The following is a 16192-nucleotide window of genomic DNA, read 5'->3' as shown; positions in this document are numbered from 1 at the left end:
CCACCACAACCGAACCGCCGGACACCCGGCGGGTGCATCGTCGCGCCCGCCGATCACGAGGAAGTGAGCATCATGCCGTTCGAGATCTCCCGCCGCACCCTGCTGCAGGGCGCCGGAGCCGGGGCCTTCGGCCTCGCCCTGGCGTCCGCGGCTCCCGTGGCCGCCCGCGCCACCCCGCCGTCGCAACGCGCGATCTACCACATGACCCCACCGACGGCCTGGCTGTGCGATCCGCAGCGCCCGATCGTCTCGGGCGGGCAGTACCAGCTGTACTACCTCCATTCCGACGTCAACAACGGACCCGGCGGGTGGGATCACGCCACCACCGACGGCGTCAGCTTCGTCCACCACGGCACCGTCATGCCGCTCACGAACGGCGTCCCCGTGTGGTCGGGGTGCCTCGTGGTCGACGAGGCGAACACCGCGGGATTCGGCGCGGGAGCGGTCATCGCGCTCGCGACCCGTCCCACCGACGGCATCCGCAAGTACCAGGAGCAGTACCTCTACTGGTCGACCGACGGCGGGTTCAGCTTCACGATGCTCCCCGACCCCGTCCTCGTCAACACCGATGGTCGCGCCGCCCAGACCCCGGCCGAGATCGACAACGCCGAGTGGTGCCGCGACCCGAAGGTGCACTGGGACGCGTCGCGCGGTGAATGGGTCATGGCCCTCGGCCGTGCCCGCTACGCGGGTTTCTACACCTCGCCGGACCTCCGGCAGTGGACGTGGCGCAGCAACTTCGACTACCCGAACCCGCAGCTCGGTGGGATCGAATGCCCCGATCTGTTCCAGATGACCGCCGACGACGGCACCCGGCACTGGGTGCTGGGGGCGAGCATGGATGCCTACACGGCCGGGCTCCCGATGACCTACGCGTACTGGATGGGAACGTGGAACGGCACGCACTTCGTCGCCGACGACCCGACCCCGCAGTGGCTGGACTGGGGCTGGGACTGGTACGGGGCGGTGACGTGGCCGAGCATCGAGGCGCCCGACACCCGACGGCTGGCGATCGGGTGGATGAACAACTGGAAGTACGCCGCGCGCGACGTCCCCACCGACGTCACCGACGGCTACAACGGCCAGAACTCGATCGTGCGCGAGCTGCGCCTGGAGAAGCAGTCCGGCGGGTGGTACAGCCTGCTCAGCGCACCGATCTCCGCCCTGGCGGGTCGCGCGACCTCGACGGCGACCCTGCCGGACCGGACGGTGAACGGCAGTGCGGTGCTCCCCTGGACGGGGCGGGCCTACGAACTCGAGCTGGACATCGCGTGGACCGATGCGGTCAACGTCGGCGTCTCGGTCGGCCGATCGGCCGACGGGTCCCGCCACACGAACATCGGCAAGTACGGATCCGACCTCTACGTCGACCGGGGGCCGTCCGACCGTGCCGGATACGCTCTCGCGCCGTACACCCGCGCGGCCGCGCCCATCGACCCCGCGGCCAGGTCCGTGCACCTGCGCATCTTCGTCGACCGTCAGAGCGTGGAGGTCTTCGTCAACGCCGGGCACACCGTTCTGTCGCAGCAGGTGCACTTCCTCGACGGCGACACCGGGATCTCGCTGTACACCGACGGCGGTGCCGCGCAATTCTCGGGCCTCACGATCCGGGAGTTCGCCACCCCCGTGTGAGCGCAGCCGCACGCATCCGGAGAAAGTGGGGGCCGCGGCGTGACGAAACCCCTTCCGCGTACGTCTAACCAGTAAGCGAACACAGCTGGCACGGGATCACCGCCCCGGCCAGGACGTACAGGAAGGACACTCCGATGGCTATCGAAGAAAAGCCCGCGGCCCCCAGCGCCGCGCCCCAGGGCTCGCGCGTGGACCGCGCATCCGCCGGCTCCGCGACCCTCGCCGCCGACACCGCGGGCAAGACCACCATCGCCGACTCCGTCGTGGCCAAGGTCGCCGGCATCGCGGCGCGAGAGGTCACCGGCGTCTACGCCCTCGGCGGTGGCGGAGCGCGCGCCTTCGGCGCGATCCGCGACGCGATCAACGCCACCGACCTGACGCAGGGCGTCAAGGTCGAGGTGGGCGAGACCCAGGCGGCCGCCGACCTCACCATCGTGGTCGAGTACCCCGCTCCGATCCAGGAGGTGGCCGACCAGGTGCGCGCGCGCGTCGCCGGTGCCATCAGCCGTCTCGTCGGCCTCGAGGTCGTCGAGGTGAACGTCGACGTCAACGACATCCACATCCCGGGTGACGATGACGACGACTCGACCCCCTCGCGCGTGTCATGAACCCGACCATCACCGGTGCCCTCGTCGGCCTGATCCTGGCCGCCGCCGCACTCATCTTCGGGTTCTGGGGCTTCCTCCTGGTCGCCCTGTTCATGGCGATCGGCGCGGTCGTCGGTCGGATCGTCTCGGGCGAGATCGACATCCGCAGCATCGCCAACGCATTCTCGGGTCGGAGCACATCGTGACCACCGCGCTTCCCGGGGTGGCCACCGCCGCCCCGGGGGGCGGGGTCAGCGTGCAGACCCACGGCCGCGTGGACGTGGCCGACCGCGTCTTCCGCAAAGCGGCCGAGCAGGCCGCCGCCGAAGCCATCGGCGTCGACCGTGCGGACGTGTCGGTCGACATCGCCGCCTCGCGCGACACCGTCGTGGTCCGCGTCCAGGCTCCCTTCCCCGTCCCCCGCCTCGACGACACCGAGGCGGTGCGGGCCGCCACCCCCGTGCTGGAAGCGGCTCGCGGCATCCAGCACGATCTCCACGACCGCCTCACCCGTCTGTTCGGGCGCAAGGTGTCGCGCGTGGACCTGACCATCGCCGGGGCGACCACCCCGAAGAGAAGGAGGGTGAGATGACCGACTCCGTTCTGCGTACCGTCGTGCGTCGCGAGACGCACTCGCCCCGCACCGGAGCGATGCTCGTCGTCGTGATCCTGCTCATCCTGGCCGCGGTGTACGCCGCTGTCGAGATCGGGTTGTCGCTCGCCGGCCGGCCGCCGCTGCTCGTGGCTCCCGGTGCCGCTTTCGACGCTCTCGCCGCGCTCCCCACGGCCGTCGTCCCCGCGGCGCTCATCGCCATCGGCGCGGCGATCGCCGTGATCGGGCTGATCGTGCTCGTGATCGCCGTGGCCCCGGGCCGGCTCTCCCGCCACGAGATGACCTGGGGAGAGCGCGCGGTCGTCGTCGACAACGGCGTGGTGGCCTCCTCGATCGCCCAGCACGTGAGCCTCGAGTCCGGGATCGCCCGCGAGAACGTGGTGGTGGGCGTCGCCCACCGCAGCGTGGACGTGACCGTGCGGCCGCCGCTCGGGATCCCGGTCGACGTCGACGGCCTTCGAGCCATCGTCGATGAGGAAGTCGCGTCCTACCGTCTCACCCCGTCCGTGCGGACGCACGTCCGTGTCGAGCGCCCGCTCGACGCGGGGAAGGAGGATCTCCGATGAGGAACACCAATCGCGCACTCAACCGCATCCTGCTTCTCGTCGTCGCGCTGGTCCTCCTGGCTCTGGGCGGTCTGCTGATCGTCGTGGCCGCCCTCCCCGGCGCCGCCGACGTGTGGACGCGGACCGCCGACGGTGTCCGCGGATGGACCGAGGGGATCGGTCAGCCGTCGCTGGACATCGGGGCGATCGCCGTGCTCGCCGTCGTCGTGATCGTGCTGGTGCTCGTCGCCGTGGGCGCCGTGCGCGGAAAGCACCGCGTGCCGCTGCAGTCCATCGGCTCCGACAGCGAAGCGGGTCGCATCATCGTGACCGACGACTTCGCCTCGGCGGCTCTGAAGAACTCGCTCGACGAGCGCGACGAGATCCTCGCCTCGCGCATCTCCTCGAACGAGGTGCGCAAAGAGACGGTGCTGCACGTGAGCATCACGCCGCGTCAGAACACGTCGCCCCGTCAGATCGCCGAGGACGTCGACACCCTCGTGACGAATCTCGCGACCCTGACCGGTCAGCAGTTCCGCACGTTCATCTCGGTGCATTCGAGTCTCCGCGCGAAGCTCGCGCACGACCAGAAGCGCCTGAACTAGAAGGGGATGCCATGCGCAACCGGATCATCGTCATCGGTGCCCTCGTCCTGATCGCCTACGTGATCGGGACGCGGACCGGCCGTGTCGAAGTCAAGAACCGCGAGTCGGTCGGCCACCAGATCGTGCGCCTGTGGGACGACCCGCGCGCACGCCGACGTCGACGCAAGGCCGCCGCCCGGGCCGAGAAGAAGGCCAAGAAGGCTCTGCGGGAATTCCGTCGCTGACGGACGGACCGCGCGGCCACGCGGAAGGGGGAGAGGACGCACGGCGTCCCTCCCCCTTCGTCGTCGCGGCCGGCGCCCCTGTGGACGGCCCTCCCGCGTGGGAGCATGCGCATGTAAAGATGTCCTCGACCGAAGGGCATCGATGTTCCCACCTTCCGCCGCACCCCCCGCCCCCTCTGCCCCTCAGACGCGGGCCGACGACGACGACACGGCCGTCGGGTTCCCTCCCCGTTGCCCCGGATGCCTGCACCGCATGGATCCCGACACCCGAGGTTCCGCGGCCGTGTGGGTGTGCTCGGGTTGCGGGTTCGCCCGCATCTCCTGAGTCGACGGTTACGCTGACCCCGTGGTCGTCACCCTGCTCATCGCCATCGTCGCGATCGTCTGCGCGATCCTCGTGGGGTTCGTGGCCCGTCAGATCATCGGGACGGCGGTGGGATGGCCGCGCAGCATCGCCGTCGGACTCCTGGTGTTCTTCCTCGGTGTTCCCGCCGCGGAATGGGTGCTGGAGCAGACGAACCTCCCCGCGGGCTCGACGCTCGCCGAGAGCGGGAACGTCTGGCTGGCCCTCGGTCTCATCGCCCTGTCCATCAGCTGGGTGTTCGCCCTCGGGGTCGCCACCCTCGTCGCCAGCGAGGCCATCTTCCCGACGCGACCGCTGCCCAATCCGATCGATGTGATCCGTGCCGGTCTCCGGCAGCGCAAGCGCACACGTCGCTACCTCCAGATCCTCGCCATCGCGTCGCGACACGGCGTCGGCTGGCTCTTCCACGGCGGCCATTCCCGTGTGGAGCAGCAGCTCAGCACCTCGGAGGAACGCGCCCGGGCCATCGTCGCCACGATCAACGACGCGGGGGTGAGCTTCGTCAAGCTCGGCCAGGTGCTCTCCACGCGCCGCGACCTCATCCCGGAGCCGTATCTCAGCGCCCTCGCCTCGCTGCAGACGAGCGCGACCACCCTCCCCTGGGAGACCGTGCGCGAGGTGATCGAGAGCGATCTCGGCCGCCCGATCGACGAGATCTACGCCGACGTCGACCCGAACCCCCTCGCGGCCGCCTCTGTGGCCCAGGTGCACCGGGCGACGCTCCACGACGGCCGTCGCGTCGTCGTCAAGGTCCAGCGCCCCGCCGCACGCGCCCAGGTGGAAGCGGATTCCGACATCATCGGCCGCCTCGCCCAGCGCGCGCAGGAGCGCACCCGCGTCGGGCGCGACCTGCACATCGAATCCGTCGCCCGCGGATTCACCACGACGCTCTTGGAGGAACTCGACTATCGCGTCGAGGCGCAGAACACGGAGATGATCCGCGCCACGATCGAGCGCATCGACGCCGCCGAGCCCGGACGCCGCGGGCTCGTCACCATTCCCGGGGCGTTCCCCGAGGCCTCGAGCACGCGCGTGCTCACCATGGAACTCGTCGACGGCACCGCGCTCAGCGACTCCGCGGACCGCCTGGCGGCACTGACGGCCGAGGAGCGGGATCGGCTCGCCGAGGTGCTCATGTCGACGGTCATCGAGCAGATCCTCGTGTACGGCGTCTTCCACGCCGATCTCCACCCCGGCAACGTTCTCCTCACCGACACCGGGAGGCTGGGGCTGATCGACTTCGGCGCGGTCGGCATCATCGAGCGTAGCCGCCGTCAGCACATGACGGCCTTCCTGCTCGCAGCCCTCAGCGAGAACGACGTGGCCGCCACCGACGCGCTCCTACTCATCGTCGACGCCCCCGACGACGTCGATCTGGATGCCTTCCGCCACGACGTCGGGATCGTCCTCACGGCGGAACACGTGCGCAGCGGCGGGCAGGGCTCCATCTTCACCCGCATCGTCGACGTGATCCGACAGCACCGGATCGCCCTGCCCGGGGAGCTGGCATCCGCGCTGCGCAGTTTCGCCACCCTGGAGGGTTGTCTCCGCGTGATCGTCGATGACTTCGACATGGTCGGCCGAGCACTCCCCCTCATGCCCACCCTGCTCCGACGCTCGGTCTCGCTCAGCCGGGCGGCCACCGACCTCCAGGCCGGCGCGGTGATCTCGCTCGCACGTCTGCAGCGGATGCCGCAGCGCCTCGAAGCCCTGCTCACCGGCATCGAGCGCGGCTCCATCGGGATCACGCTGCGCTCCGACGACGGCACCGATACGAGTGGCATCCTGAGCCGGATCACCTCCGAGATCGCGACGACCCTGGTCTCGATCGCCGCGGTCGTGATCGCCGTCGTCCTGATCGTCGCCGGCGGCGGACCGGTGCTCGGCGGATCGGTCACGTTGTTCGCGATCCTCGGCGCAGTGATCGGCCTGTTCGGCTTCCTGGGACTGCTGAGGGTGGTCCGCCGGACGTTCACGCGCCGGGGCTGACATAGCGCATTCCGCCACGCGGCGGGAGTCTCTCCTTCCCACGCGCGGGACCGCTACAGTGTCGAACAGCTACCCGTTGTGCACCACCGGACTCCAAAGGAGAAGTCCCATGGTCTTCGTCGTCACCGCCATCGTCGTCGGTATCGTCACTTGGATCGTCGCGGCCCTCGCCGCGGGCATCGGCCTCGGCCGCATCATCGCCCGCGCCGACAGTGAAGAGGGTCGCGCGCTCGACGCCCCATCGGGGGCCGGGTTCAGCGGCGTGATCACCCTCTAATTCCCCGGGATCGCGCGGCGGACGCCGCGTGCGCGGCTTCGTACGGTGAGGCATGCGCACCGCACCTCCGCGCGGCCGGGGCCGCATCCTCGCGGCCGTCTCGGCGTCGGTCTATCTCGTCGTCCTCGCGGCGGTCCTGTTCTGGCCGCAGCACATCGACTCGCAGGCCGGTCCGCTGTACGACGTCCTCCTGCGCGTCGCCCCCGCGGCCTTCCCGTTCGGGATCGACCCGACCCTGAACGTCGTGATGATGGTTCCGTTCGGGGTGATCCTCGCCACCGTCCTGCCCCGTCGGCCTCTCGTCATCCTCGGCGTGGCGTGGGTCGTGCCGCTGATGGCCGAGATCGCCCAGGGGCTGTTCCTCCCCGGCCGGACGTCCAGCGCCGTCGATGTCGCGGCGAACACCCTCGGCGGCATCCTCGGGGCGGCAGGCCTCGCGACGCTGCGCCGCCTCACCCGCCGTCGACGCCCGGAGTGAGAGGTCCACCTCCGTCGAGGGAGGCATCGGAACCCGCGACGCGCCGCGCGCGCGCTCGATGCTCCCGGCGGGTCATCTGCGGCCGGTCCGGGAGGCGATCCACTGCTGCCGCGGCGAGCGCCGGAGCCGTATGCATCGCGATCGCCTCGACGGCCTCCGTCGCGGCGCGCTCGAACTCCCGCCAGACGGCCGGCGGCTGACCGATCGGGTCGACGAGGTCATCGTCTCCCGCGGGTGTCCGACGCGTCCGCGTCCGCCCTCGAGCGAGGCGGCGCACCAGCGAGTCCCAATCCTCTGCGGCGGACGCGTCGCGCTCCTCCCGAAGCAGTCGGGCGAACTCGCGCACCATGAACGTCGTGTCCAGAGCGTCCGGACGCATGTCCAGGACCGTTCGCCGGTGAACGGCCGCCGCGCACAGGACGGTCGACGACTCGCCGAGCATGACCTCGTCGAGGGAGCGCGTGCGATGACCGGCGAGGTCGAGCCCATGCTCCCGTCCGAGTTCGACCGCGTCCGGCTCCGCGGATCGGCCGGGCCGCGCGGCCGTCCCCGCGCTGGTGAGGACGGGACCGACGACACCCGCGTCGGCGAACCGGGCACGGAGCAGGTGCTCGACGAACGGCGAGCGGATCGCGTTCGCCGTGCACACGATCAGCACACGGGGGCGGGAGAGCTGGTTCACGGGTCTCTTTCGGGGCGGCGGCGGCGAGGTCGGGTCCTCGCGCGCGACGGCTGCTCCCTCGAGTACAGCGTCCTCCGCTGCCGCTCCGTCCGCCCCGCCGGCCGATGCGTCGACTGCCGGGACGGGTGAATCGCCGCGGCGTCCGCGTTCCCGATCACCTCAGGACGACAGCGCCTCTCGGATCTGCGGGTCCTCCGCGAGCACGCGGCGGAGTTCGCGCGCACCGTCGATCGAGAGCGCGAGCCCCACGGATCCGAGCTCGATCGCGAGCCAGTTCTCGACATCGCCCGGTCGACGGAGGATTCCGACCTCGACCTCGCTCTCCCGTCCCGCTCCCGACTCGTCCGAGCCCCGGACCCGCGCCGTGAAACCCGAGCCGGAGCTGCGGTGCGTCTCGTCGTCGGGGTGGACCGTGAGGCCGTGGCGGGTCGTGCACCACGCGTACGTGCAGCGCGCACCCGAGTGACGGGGATGGACATCGTTCTCGCTCATGCCGGACACCTCTCTTTCCGGGTCGTCCGCGAGGACTCCCCGATCATCGGTGGGCACGGAAGAAGTGAAGCACGAGCCTCCGACACCGCACTCAGCGACCGGGCGCGACGCCCTCCGGCGGCTGCGGAAGCAGGTCGGGGAGCGGAATCTGCAGGACCTCCGCCAAGCACACGATCGTGCGCAACCGCGGGTTCGCCGGCGTACCGGGGTTGGACTCGCCGTGCTCGAGCTTGCGGTACGTGAAGGTGGCGAGTCCGGCAGCATGCGCGACGTGTTCCTGCGAGAAACCCTTCTCCGCACGCGCCGCGAGCAGACGGGCGCCGAACTGCCGGGCGAACTCGTTCCAGGGATCGGGCACGTCGGTCATGCACCCAGCTTGTCCGTTCGGCTACGCGCACATGAACATGTGTACATGTCTCACCGGCGTCGGGTCCGTGCCCGGAGGCGGGAAACCTGCCGAGGTGATCGGCGATCTTGCGGAGGTGAGCGCGGGGGCGAACCATGTGCGGATCACGGGCGCGGGGCCGGTCCTGCTGCCGCATCACTCTTCGGAGCCCTCCCCCTCGACACCCTTCACCCTCCCCGCACCGCTGACGTATCGGTCCCCCGCGGACGCCGTGGGTGGCACAGTGCCCGGACCCCGCGCCTCCTGTTCCAGCCCAGAGGCGCATCATCTCCGGCCACTGAGCCCGATCAGCGGAGTACCCATGGATCTCGCTACCTCGTCACTTGTTTCACCCGCCCCTACAAAAAGCTTCACCCCGACGCGCACGCAACGAAGGCGCACCTGGCAGTCCCGATACGCCCGGCTCCTCGTCGCCTCCGACGCGCTCGTGGTGGCAGCGGCCGTCTTCGGCACCCAGGCGCTCTGGCTCGGACCCGATCACGCGGGCGTCAGCGCGGTGCCGATCGACTACACCACCGTGTCGCTGCTCCTGTGCGTCGCGTGGCTCATCGCCCTGACCCTCTGGGGGACACGCCTCCCCCGGGTCGTCGGACACGGCGTCGCCGAGCATCGCCTGGTCATCGCGGCATCCTTCCAACTCTTCGGCCTCATCGCCATGGGCGCCTACCTCACCGGGGTCGACCTGTCCCGCGGTTACTTCCTGCTCAGCCTTCCCGTGGGGACCCTCACCCTCCTCGCCTCGCGCTCGGCCGCCCGCGCCTGGCTCGTCGCCCGCAGACGTCGGGGGGAACTGTCCGCGCGAGTCGTCCTCGTCGGAAGTTCCGAGGAGAACGCCCGGGTGGCCGGCGAGATCGCCCGTCAGCCCGGCGTCGGCCTCACGATCGTGGGCGTGCACACCGTCGAGGGCGCCGGCGAGAACTCGTGGACGGACGCCCACGCGCGGCGCCTGGAGCGCCGACTAGACGAGCTGGACGCCGACAGCGTGCTCGTCACCGGCGGCGGACACATCGACGCCCATGACATCCGGCGGATCGGCTGGGGCCTCGAGCCCGGGCGGCAGCACCTGATCGTCGCCGTGAACCTGACCGACGTCGCCGGGCCACGGATCCACACGCGCCCGGTCGCGGGTCTCCCCCTCGTCCACGTCGAGACGCCGCAATACTCCACCCGTCAGCGGGTCCTGAAACGCGCGTTCGATCTCGTCGGGTCCCTGCTGCTGCTCGGGGCCCTCAGTCCGCTGCTGCTCGTCCTGGCCGTCCTCGTGCGACTGTCGGGCCCCGGCCCGATCCTGTACCGGCAGGAACGTGTCGGTCAGGGCGGCGTCCGATTCGGGATGATCAAGTTCCGCTCCATGGTCGACGGCGCCGACGCCCGCCTGTCGGAACTCCTGACGAGCCAGGGACGCGACGGCGCCCCCCTGTTCAAGATCGACGACGACCCGCGCATCACGCCGATCGGCCGTATTCTGCGGAGGTACTCGCTCGACGAGATCCCGCAGCTGTTCAACGTGCTGGTCGGGCAGATGAGCCTCGTCGGGCCGCGTCCTCAGCGCGATGCGGAGGTGGCGTTCTACGACGACGACGCCCGGCGTCGCTTGATCGTCCGCCCCGGAATGAGCGGTCTCTGGCAGGTGAGCGGCCGATCGGCGCTGTCCTGGGAGGATGCCATCCGCCTCGACCTCTTCTACGTAGAGAACTGGTCGCTGATCGGCGACCTCGTCATCCTGTTCCGCACCGTGAAGGCCGTCTTCGCCCCCGGCGACACCGCGCACTGAGCACACGAGGAGGGCGCCGATTCCCGGAGTGGAATCGGCGCCCTCCTCGTGTTCCGTGGCGGCGTCTCACCCCCGCCGTCGACGCCGCGGCGTCCGCTCGTCCGCCACGACCGCGGCGGGCGGAGCGACGGCGACCGCGCCTTCACCAGTGGAATCACCCGACGCCGCCACGGGGTTCCGCCGCGCGGACAGCGTCCGCAGGCCGCTGACGTTCGAGGGAGGCAGTTCCGCGGATCGCCGACGCGGGCCCGGCGCCGACGCACCGGCATCCTCCGCGTCGCCCACCTGACGACGCCACGGCCGACGCCACCATCGGGTTCGTTCTGCCCCGGAACCCGGTGCGCCGTAGCCGTAGTATCCGCCGTACTGAGAGCCGTAGTAGTTCGAATCGGCGCCGCGGAGCGGGACCCGGTTCAGGACGACCCCGAGGAGCCGTCCGCGCGTCTTGGCGATGTTGCCGACCGCGCGCTGGAGCATGTCGTCCGTCGTACGACCGGCTGTCACCACGAGGACGGCCCCGTCCGCCCAGCTGGCGATCACCGCGGCGTCGGCGACCGCGAGCGTCGGTGGCGAGTCGATGATGACGACCATGTCATCGGCCAGTGTGCGCGCCAGCTGCTGCATGCGCTGCGAGCCGACCATCTCACTGGGGTTCGGAGGCGTCCGCCCCGCCGCGACGACGAAGAGGCGCCCGTGCTCGTCGACCTGGTGGGCCACCTGCTCGATGCGGGCGCGGCCCGCGAGGACGTCCGAGAGGCCCACGTCGTCGGAGAAGCCGAACGTCGCCCCCAGCACGGGGCGGCGCAGATCCGCGTCGATGAGGATCACCGTTTGCCCGGTCGCCGCGATGCTCACCGCGAGGTTCGCGGCCGTGGTGGACTTGCCGTCCCCCGGCAGCGGGCTGGTCACGACCATGACGCGCGGAGGCCGGTCCACGTCCACGTACTGCAGGTTGGTCCGGAGCTCCCGCATGGCCTCCTTGTGGGCGAAGGATCCGCGTCCGTCCCGGATGTCGTCGAACGAGAAGACGGCGCGGCCGGCGGCGAGCTCCTTGTCGACGGGGAGGATGCCGACGACCGACACGTCGACGGAATCGGAGATGTCCTGAGTCGACCGCACCCGCCGGTCGAAGGTCCGGCGGACCAGCGCGAACAGGACCCCCACCACCGCCCCGCCGAGCGCCCCGACGGCGATCGCCAGCTTCTCGTTGGGCGAGGACGGCGACGTCGGGAGACGCGCCGAGTCGCCGGCGACGAGTTTGACGGCGCTGTGCGCGCCACCGGTGGACTCCAACTGATCCACCTGCACGGTCATCCCGTGGAGCCAGGCCTGTGCAAGATCGCGAGCCGCCTCGGGGGTCGGCCCCGTGGCGTCGACGCGCACGTTGACGGTGTCGACGGGGTTGGACACGTGGACGCGCTGCACCAAGGATTCCGGGCTGTCGGTGAGTCCGAGCTCGTCGCGCGCCGTTTCGGCGACCGACTTCCAGTAGCCCATGTCGATGAAGGACTTCACCCTGGCCAGGGCGAGGGTCCCTCCCGCGAGAGCCGAGCCGGTCGATCCGTCGGATGACACGCTGGCGACGTAGCCGCTCGCGTCGGCCGTGTAGACCCGTGGTTGCAGCGCGCTCCACCCGAACCCCGCGAGGCCTCCGGCCAGGGTGAGCGCCACGATCGCCTTCCAGTACGCGCGCAGGATCCGCGCGACGCGTTGCATGTCCACTCGTGTACCGCCTTCCGCTCGGTCCGATCGGGAACGCCGAGCCCGGGAAGCATAGGCACGGCCCGGAGGAGCACTCGCACCACCTCGGATCGTGCCCGGGCGGGCGATACGCGGGGGGAATCGGCGGCGCCCGGCGATGGTGACAGGGGGGCGGAGAGTGTGATGCCAACAGGGTGAAGGAGGGATGACCACGGGGATGAAACCGCTCCCTCGACAGGTCATACGGGCGAACATCACCCCAATGATCGGGTGAAGCGCACCCCCGCCGTGCGCTCCTTTCGTCGCCCAGACCCGAACCCGGGCCGACGACTGCGCAGACCGAGAGTTGGAGAACACGATGCTGATCGACCTCGACACCCCTCCCGCCGCGGCCCGCGCCGCCCGGCGCTCCAGCCGCTTCTGGACACCACGCACCCTGACCGTCGCCAAGCTCCGCGAAGCGCTCGAGAGCGACGTCGTCCTTCTCCGGGGGCCTGCCGGAGTAGGCAAGAGCGCCCTGCTGCGGCAATTCGCCGCGGCCCTCGACGACGACCCCGAGACCGGCATCCAGCTCCTGGACTCCGCCCACGCCGACGCGGAGACCCTCGACCGCGTCGCGGCCGCATTCGGCGAGGGTCCGCCGCAGCACGTGCTGCTCGTGGACAACCTCACCGACGGGCCGGCGGTCGACTCCGCCGCGATTCTCGACCTGCTCCGCGCGGACCCGGCGCTTCGCGTGGTCGTGGCCACGCGGCACGTGACCCGGCTCGAGAGTCCGCTGATCGCTCTCGAGTTCGACGTCCACGTCCTCACCCCGGCCGACCTGCTGATGACGCGCGAGGAGCTGGCTCTGGTGCTCGACCTGAACGGGATCGAGACCACTGACGTCGCCGTCGACGTGCTCATGCGACGCACCCACGGATGGCCCGCGCTCGCGCAGCTCGCAAGCTCCCGGCTGCGTCTCGAGGGCCTGCCGCTGCGCACGCGTGACGAGGCGGATGCCATCGCGGATCATGCCGCTCGCGCGCTCACCGCGGACATGGAGGCGCACCTCAGCGTCCCGATCACCGACGAGGTCCGACTGCTCGCGGTGGCCCCGTACATCAACGTCGAACTGGCCGACGCCATCGGCATCGACTCGACCGCCGGAAACACGAGTGATCTGCTCGGCGAGCTGCAGGACGCGGGCTTCGTCTGGCCCAGCACGACTCGGCTGGTGCTGGCCGAGCCCGTCCGCGCGCAATGGCTGCGCGAGATCACGGCCGGGGCTCCCGAACTGGTCGAGCACGCGCGCCTGCGCCTGCTCGATCACCTCGTCGCCGCGGGCGAGCCCTTGCGCGCCGCGCAGCTCGCCGCCGACGCGGCCCAGTGGCCCACGCTCGGTTCGATCCTGCGCTCGGCCGGCCCGGAGATCTGGGCACGCGACTCCGTCGCCTTCGCGACGCTCGTCGAGACACTACGCGCGCACGTGGGTTTCGACCCCGTGTCGGTCGACGCGCTCCTCTCGGTCGACCCCGACACCGCGGCATCCGCGGAGACCCCCGCGCTCGTGGTCGGCGCGCTCGGGCGCCTCCCGGAGGCGAAGGCGGCCGCGCAGCACAACGTCGAGGCGCTGATCGTCCGCGTGAACCTGCTGCGCGCCGCGGGGCGGTTCGCCCTGGCCACCGAGTCGGCGACGCTCCTCGTGGACGCACTTCGTCGTCGGCCGGCGCTCTCGGACGACGTCGTCGCTGAGGGGTGGTACCAAGTCGGGATGACCCACCTCGCGATGGGCAAGCTGCGCGATGCGACCCTCGCCCTCGGGCAGGTCGAGCGACTCGCTCCCCCGGCCCGCCGGCTCCGCGCCCGCGGGGTGCTCGCGGTCGTGGCGCTGCTGGAGGGCGACGTCCGTGCGGCGGGGGTGCTGTGCGACGCCGATCGCGAGGACGCGTGGGCCGGTTCGCCGTGGGGCGAGGGGACGCGGCTGGCTGATGCCTGGCTGAGTCTGGAACGCGGCGACGCCGCAGCCGCACGGGAGCGCCTCGACACGATGACCGCGACCGGCGGCGCGCGGGAGCTGTGGCCGTTCGCCGCGTCGGTCCAGGCCATCGCGTTCCTGCTCTCCGGAGCGGCCCCCGACGCGCTGGGGATGCTGCGGTCGTGGATGGGGCGGACGCGCAGCACGCCCCCGTCGCACTTCCAGTCGATCCAGCTGCTGACGGCCCGCGCGAAGGTGCTGATCGCCCTGCGCCAGGCGCGCAAGGCCCTGGCCCTGTTCGAGGGGCCGTTCGGGCTGTCGGCCGCGACCGCGCCCGCGATCGCCCTGTCGCAGCTCTACGCGGGACGCGCCCACGAGGCCTATGTGATGAGTGTGAAGTGGGGCATCCACCAGGACTCCTCACCGCGCGCCGCGCTGGAGAGCATGGTGGTCAGCATGGTCTCCGACGTCCGGCTCAACGGGACGGGGGCCCACCGTTCGACCGCCCAACGGGCCGAGGCGCTGAGTGCGCGTCACGACCTGTGGAGCCCGTGGAGCGCGGTCGCGCCCGAGGACCGCGGCCTCGTCCTCCGGCTCCTGTCCCCCGCGGCACGTGATCGCGTGTCGGACCGCGTCTCGTTCTTCGCGTCATCCGTGAGTGTTCCCCACCTCACGAAGCGCGAGCAGGTGGTCCTGGCACAGCTCACCCCGACGTCGACGATCGCCGACATCGCCCGCGCACTGGTCGTCTCGCCGAACACCGTCAAGACGCAGCTGCAGAGCCTGTATCGCAAGCTCGAGGTGTCGGACCGCGCGAGCGCGATCCGCGCCGCGCACGCATGGGGCCTGATCGAGGCGGACGGCGAGTTGTGAGGCCGGGCGCGCCGACTCAGCCCCGGTCGGCGCGCCGGCGGCGGGCGAACCCGAAGACCAGCCGCGCCACGATGAGGAGCACGACGAAGACGAGCACTCCCGGGAACGTCAGCGGCAGACCCGCGCCATGGAGGACCGTCAGCACGACGACGACGCTCGCGATCGGCACCACGAGTCCGACCACACGGCGCAGTCGACGTCGGGTCATGGGTAAACGGTAGCCGGTGCGTCGGCGCGGGTGACGCGTTCGTCCGCGGCGACCTGCAGCCCGAAGACTCCGAACCACGCGATCGCGAGCGTCGCCGCGATGAACTCGAGGTTCCCTCCGAGGACCGTGTCGCCGCGGAAGAGCGCCAGCATCGCGCCGGTGAACGACGTGAGGCCGACGGCGACGAGCGTTGCGAGACTCGCGGCGCGCATCCATGGACGGCGACGCAGAACCGACACCTGCGCCATCGCGACGATCGCCAGGACAAACCCGAGCACCGCGGCGCTGATGTGGATGAGGTCCTGCGGCAGGGCACCCGGGGTGAAGGGCACGGGGCACCCGGGCGAGCAGGTGACGACGGATGCCAGGGCGAAGCACGCCCCGCACACGACGAGGGTCGCGGCGATGGGCCAGCCGACGACGTAGACGTCGGGCCGGTGCAGGATCGCGCGGTCGACGAGAACGGCGGCGATGCCGAGCAGCAGGAGGGCGGAGTTGAAGACGGGCGCCGTGGGCATGCCGGTGGCACCCAACTGGCTCACGTAGTGAACGGTCGGATCCCAGAGGCGACTGAGCCAGATGAGGCCCGCGCTGAGGAAAGCGGCGCCCCCGCCGACGAGGGCGAGGAGCACGACACGACGGCTTCCCGAGCGGGGTGCGAGGCGGGGCGACCGAACGATCGTCTCGGTCATGGGCGTCTCCGGCGGCGTCGAGGGGCCTGGCCACATTACCGCGCCCGGTGCACACGCGCGCCGCAGAGCGGGACATCGGATGCCGACGTGGTC

General features: G+C 71.0%; 18 protein-coding genes. 12 read left to right on the top strand and 6 right to left on the bottom strand.

Translation table 11 applies throughout. The annotated features are described in order from the left end of the window. Positions 1-72 precede the first annotated feature (72 nt). The 10 genes from QM517_RS11845 to QM517_RS11800 all read left to right on the top strand — a co-directional run bounded on the left by QM517_RS11845 (position 73) and on the right by QM517_RS11800 (position 7314). Positions 73-1632: a glycoside hydrolase family 32 protein gene (locus QM517_RS11845; protein WP_283287600.1), complete on the top strand. Its 1560-nt coding sequence runs from the start codon at positions 73-75 to the stop codon at positions 1630-1632. Between the two features lie 134 nt (positions 1633-1766). Continuing rightward, positions 1767-2240, top strand: coding sequence for an Asp23/Gls24 family envelope stress response protein (locus QM517_RS11840; RefSeq protein ID WP_283287599.1), 474 nt, complete (start codon positions 1767-1769; stop codon positions 2238-2240). Further along, entirely contained in the window at positions 2237-2425 is a 189-nt protein-coding gene (locus tag QM517_RS11835; RefSeq protein WP_077049528.1) for a DUF2273 domain-containing protein, read from the top strand. The genes QM517_RS11840 and QM517_RS11835 overlap by 4 nt, the downstream gene beginning before the upstream one ends. After that, on the top strand, positions 2422-2811 hold the full coding sequence (locus tag QM517_RS11830) for a hypothetical protein (RefSeq protein WP_083734909.1): 390 nt from the start codon (positions 2422-2424) through the stop codon (positions 2809-2811). Before QM517_RS11835 ends, QM517_RS11830 begins: the two co-directional genes overlap by 4 nt. Next, complete coding sequence (locus QM517_RS11825; protein WP_077049529.1) at positions 2808-3398, top strand: DNA/RNA endonuclease G; 591 nt, start codon at positions 2808-2810, stop codon at positions 3396-3398. Before QM517_RS11830 ends, QM517_RS11825 begins: the two co-directional genes overlap by 4 nt. Beyond that, the gene (locus QM517_RS11820; RefSeq protein ID WP_283287598.1) at positions 3395-3982 is read left to right on the top strand and encodes a hypothetical protein; all 588 of its coding nucleotides are present in this window, start codon (positions 3395-3397) and stop codon (positions 3980-3982) included. The genes QM517_RS11825 and QM517_RS11820 overlap by 4 nt, the downstream gene beginning before the upstream one ends. A gap of 11 nt (positions 3983-3993) precedes the next feature. Then, complete coding sequence (locus tag QM517_RS11815) at positions 3994-4206, top strand: hypothetical protein (RefSeq protein ID WP_077049531.1); 213 nt, start codon at positions 3994-3996, stop codon at positions 4204-4206. Positions 4207-4552: 346 nt separating this feature from the next. Beyond that, complete coding sequence (locus tag QM517_RS11810; protein ID WP_283287595.1) at positions 4553-6559, top strand: ABC1 kinase family protein; 2007 nt, start codon at positions 4553-4555, stop codon at positions 6557-6559. Positions 6560-6668: 109 nt separating this feature from the next. After that, positions 6669-6836: a hypothetical protein gene (locus QM517_RS11805; protein ID WP_160897636.1), complete on the top strand. Its 168-nt coding sequence runs from the start codon at positions 6669-6671 to the stop codon at positions 6834-6836. Between the two features lie 52 nt (positions 6837-6888). Then, positions 6889-7314, top strand: a complete 426-nt coding sequence (locus QM517_RS11800; protein WP_283287593.1) for a VanZ family protein — start codon at positions 6889-6891, stop codon at positions 7312-7314. Here the strand turns inward: QM517_RS11800 and QM517_RS11795 are convergent. The 3 genes from QM517_RS11795 to QM517_RS11785 form a co-directional block, all read right to left on the bottom strand. Further along, the gene (locus QM517_RS11795) at positions 7289-7996 is read right to left on the bottom strand and encodes an arsenate reductase/protein-tyrosine-phosphatase family protein (RefSeq protein WP_283287592.1); all 708 of its coding nucleotides are present in this window, start codon (positions 7994-7996) and stop codon (positions 7289-7291) included. The two genes, QM517_RS11800 and QM517_RS11795, sit on opposite strands and share 26 nt — an antisense overlap. Positions 7997-8155: 159 nt before the next feature. Then, the gene (locus QM517_RS11790; protein ID WP_278103699.1) at positions 8156-8488 is read right to left on the bottom strand and encodes a hypothetical protein; all 333 of its coding nucleotides are present in this window, start codon (positions 8486-8488) and stop codon (positions 8156-8158) included. Between the two features lie 91 nt (positions 8489-8579). Next, on the bottom strand, positions 8580-8855 hold the full coding sequence (locus tag QM517_RS11785) for a helix-turn-helix domain-containing protein (RefSeq protein ID WP_077049536.1): 276 nt from the start codon (positions 8853-8855) through the stop codon (positions 8580-8582). A gap of 340 nt (positions 8856-9195) precedes the next feature. Here QM517_RS11785 and QM517_RS11780 point away from each other — a divergent pair, with 340 nt between their 5' ends. Further along, positions 9196-10668, top strand: coding sequence for a sugar transferase (locus QM517_RS11780; RefSeq protein WP_283287588.1), 1473 nt, complete (start codon positions 9196-9198; stop codon positions 10666-10668). A gap of 66 nt (positions 10669-10734) precedes the next feature. On the opposite strand, the gene QM517_RS11775 is transcribed toward QM517_RS11780, so the two are convergent. Next, positions 10735-12384 (bottom strand): polysaccharide biosynthesis tyrosine autokinase, encoded by a 1650-nt coding sequence (locus QM517_RS11775; protein ID WP_283287587.1) that lies wholly within the window; start codon positions 12382-12384, stop codon positions 10735-10737. A 343-nt stretch (positions 12385-12727) separates the two neighbouring features. Between QM517_RS11775 and QM517_RS11770 the strand changes: the two genes are divergently transcribed. Next, the gene (locus tag QM517_RS11770; RefSeq protein WP_283287585.1) at positions 12728-15199 is read left to right on the top strand and encodes a helix-turn-helix transcriptional regulator; all 2472 of its coding nucleotides are present in this window, start codon (positions 12728-12730) and stop codon (positions 15197-15199) included. A 16-nt stretch (positions 15200-15215) separates the two neighbouring features. Here QM517_RS11770 and QM517_RS11765 read toward each other — a convergent pair whose 3' ends face one another. Further along, a complete protein-coding gene (locus tag QM517_RS11765; RefSeq protein ID WP_283287583.1) occupies positions 15216-15407 on the bottom strand; it encodes a hypothetical protein in 192 nt (63 codons plus the stop codon). Further along, the gene (locus QM517_RS11760; RefSeq protein ID WP_160897638.1) at positions 15404-16099 is read right to left on the bottom strand and encodes a DUF998 domain-containing protein; all 696 of its coding nucleotides are present in this window, start codon (positions 16097-16099) and stop codon (positions 15404-15406) included. Before QM517_RS11760 ends, QM517_RS11765 begins: the two co-directional genes overlap by 4 nt. Positions 16100-16192 lie beyond the last annotated feature (93 nt).

Source organism: Microbacterium sp. IEGM 1404 (assembly GCF_030056775.1).
Taxonomy (GTDB): domain Bacteria; phylum Actinomycetota; class Actinomycetes; order Actinomycetales; family Microbacteriaceae; genus Microbacterium.
This window is presented reverse-complemented; position numbering and strand designations above follow the sequence as displayed.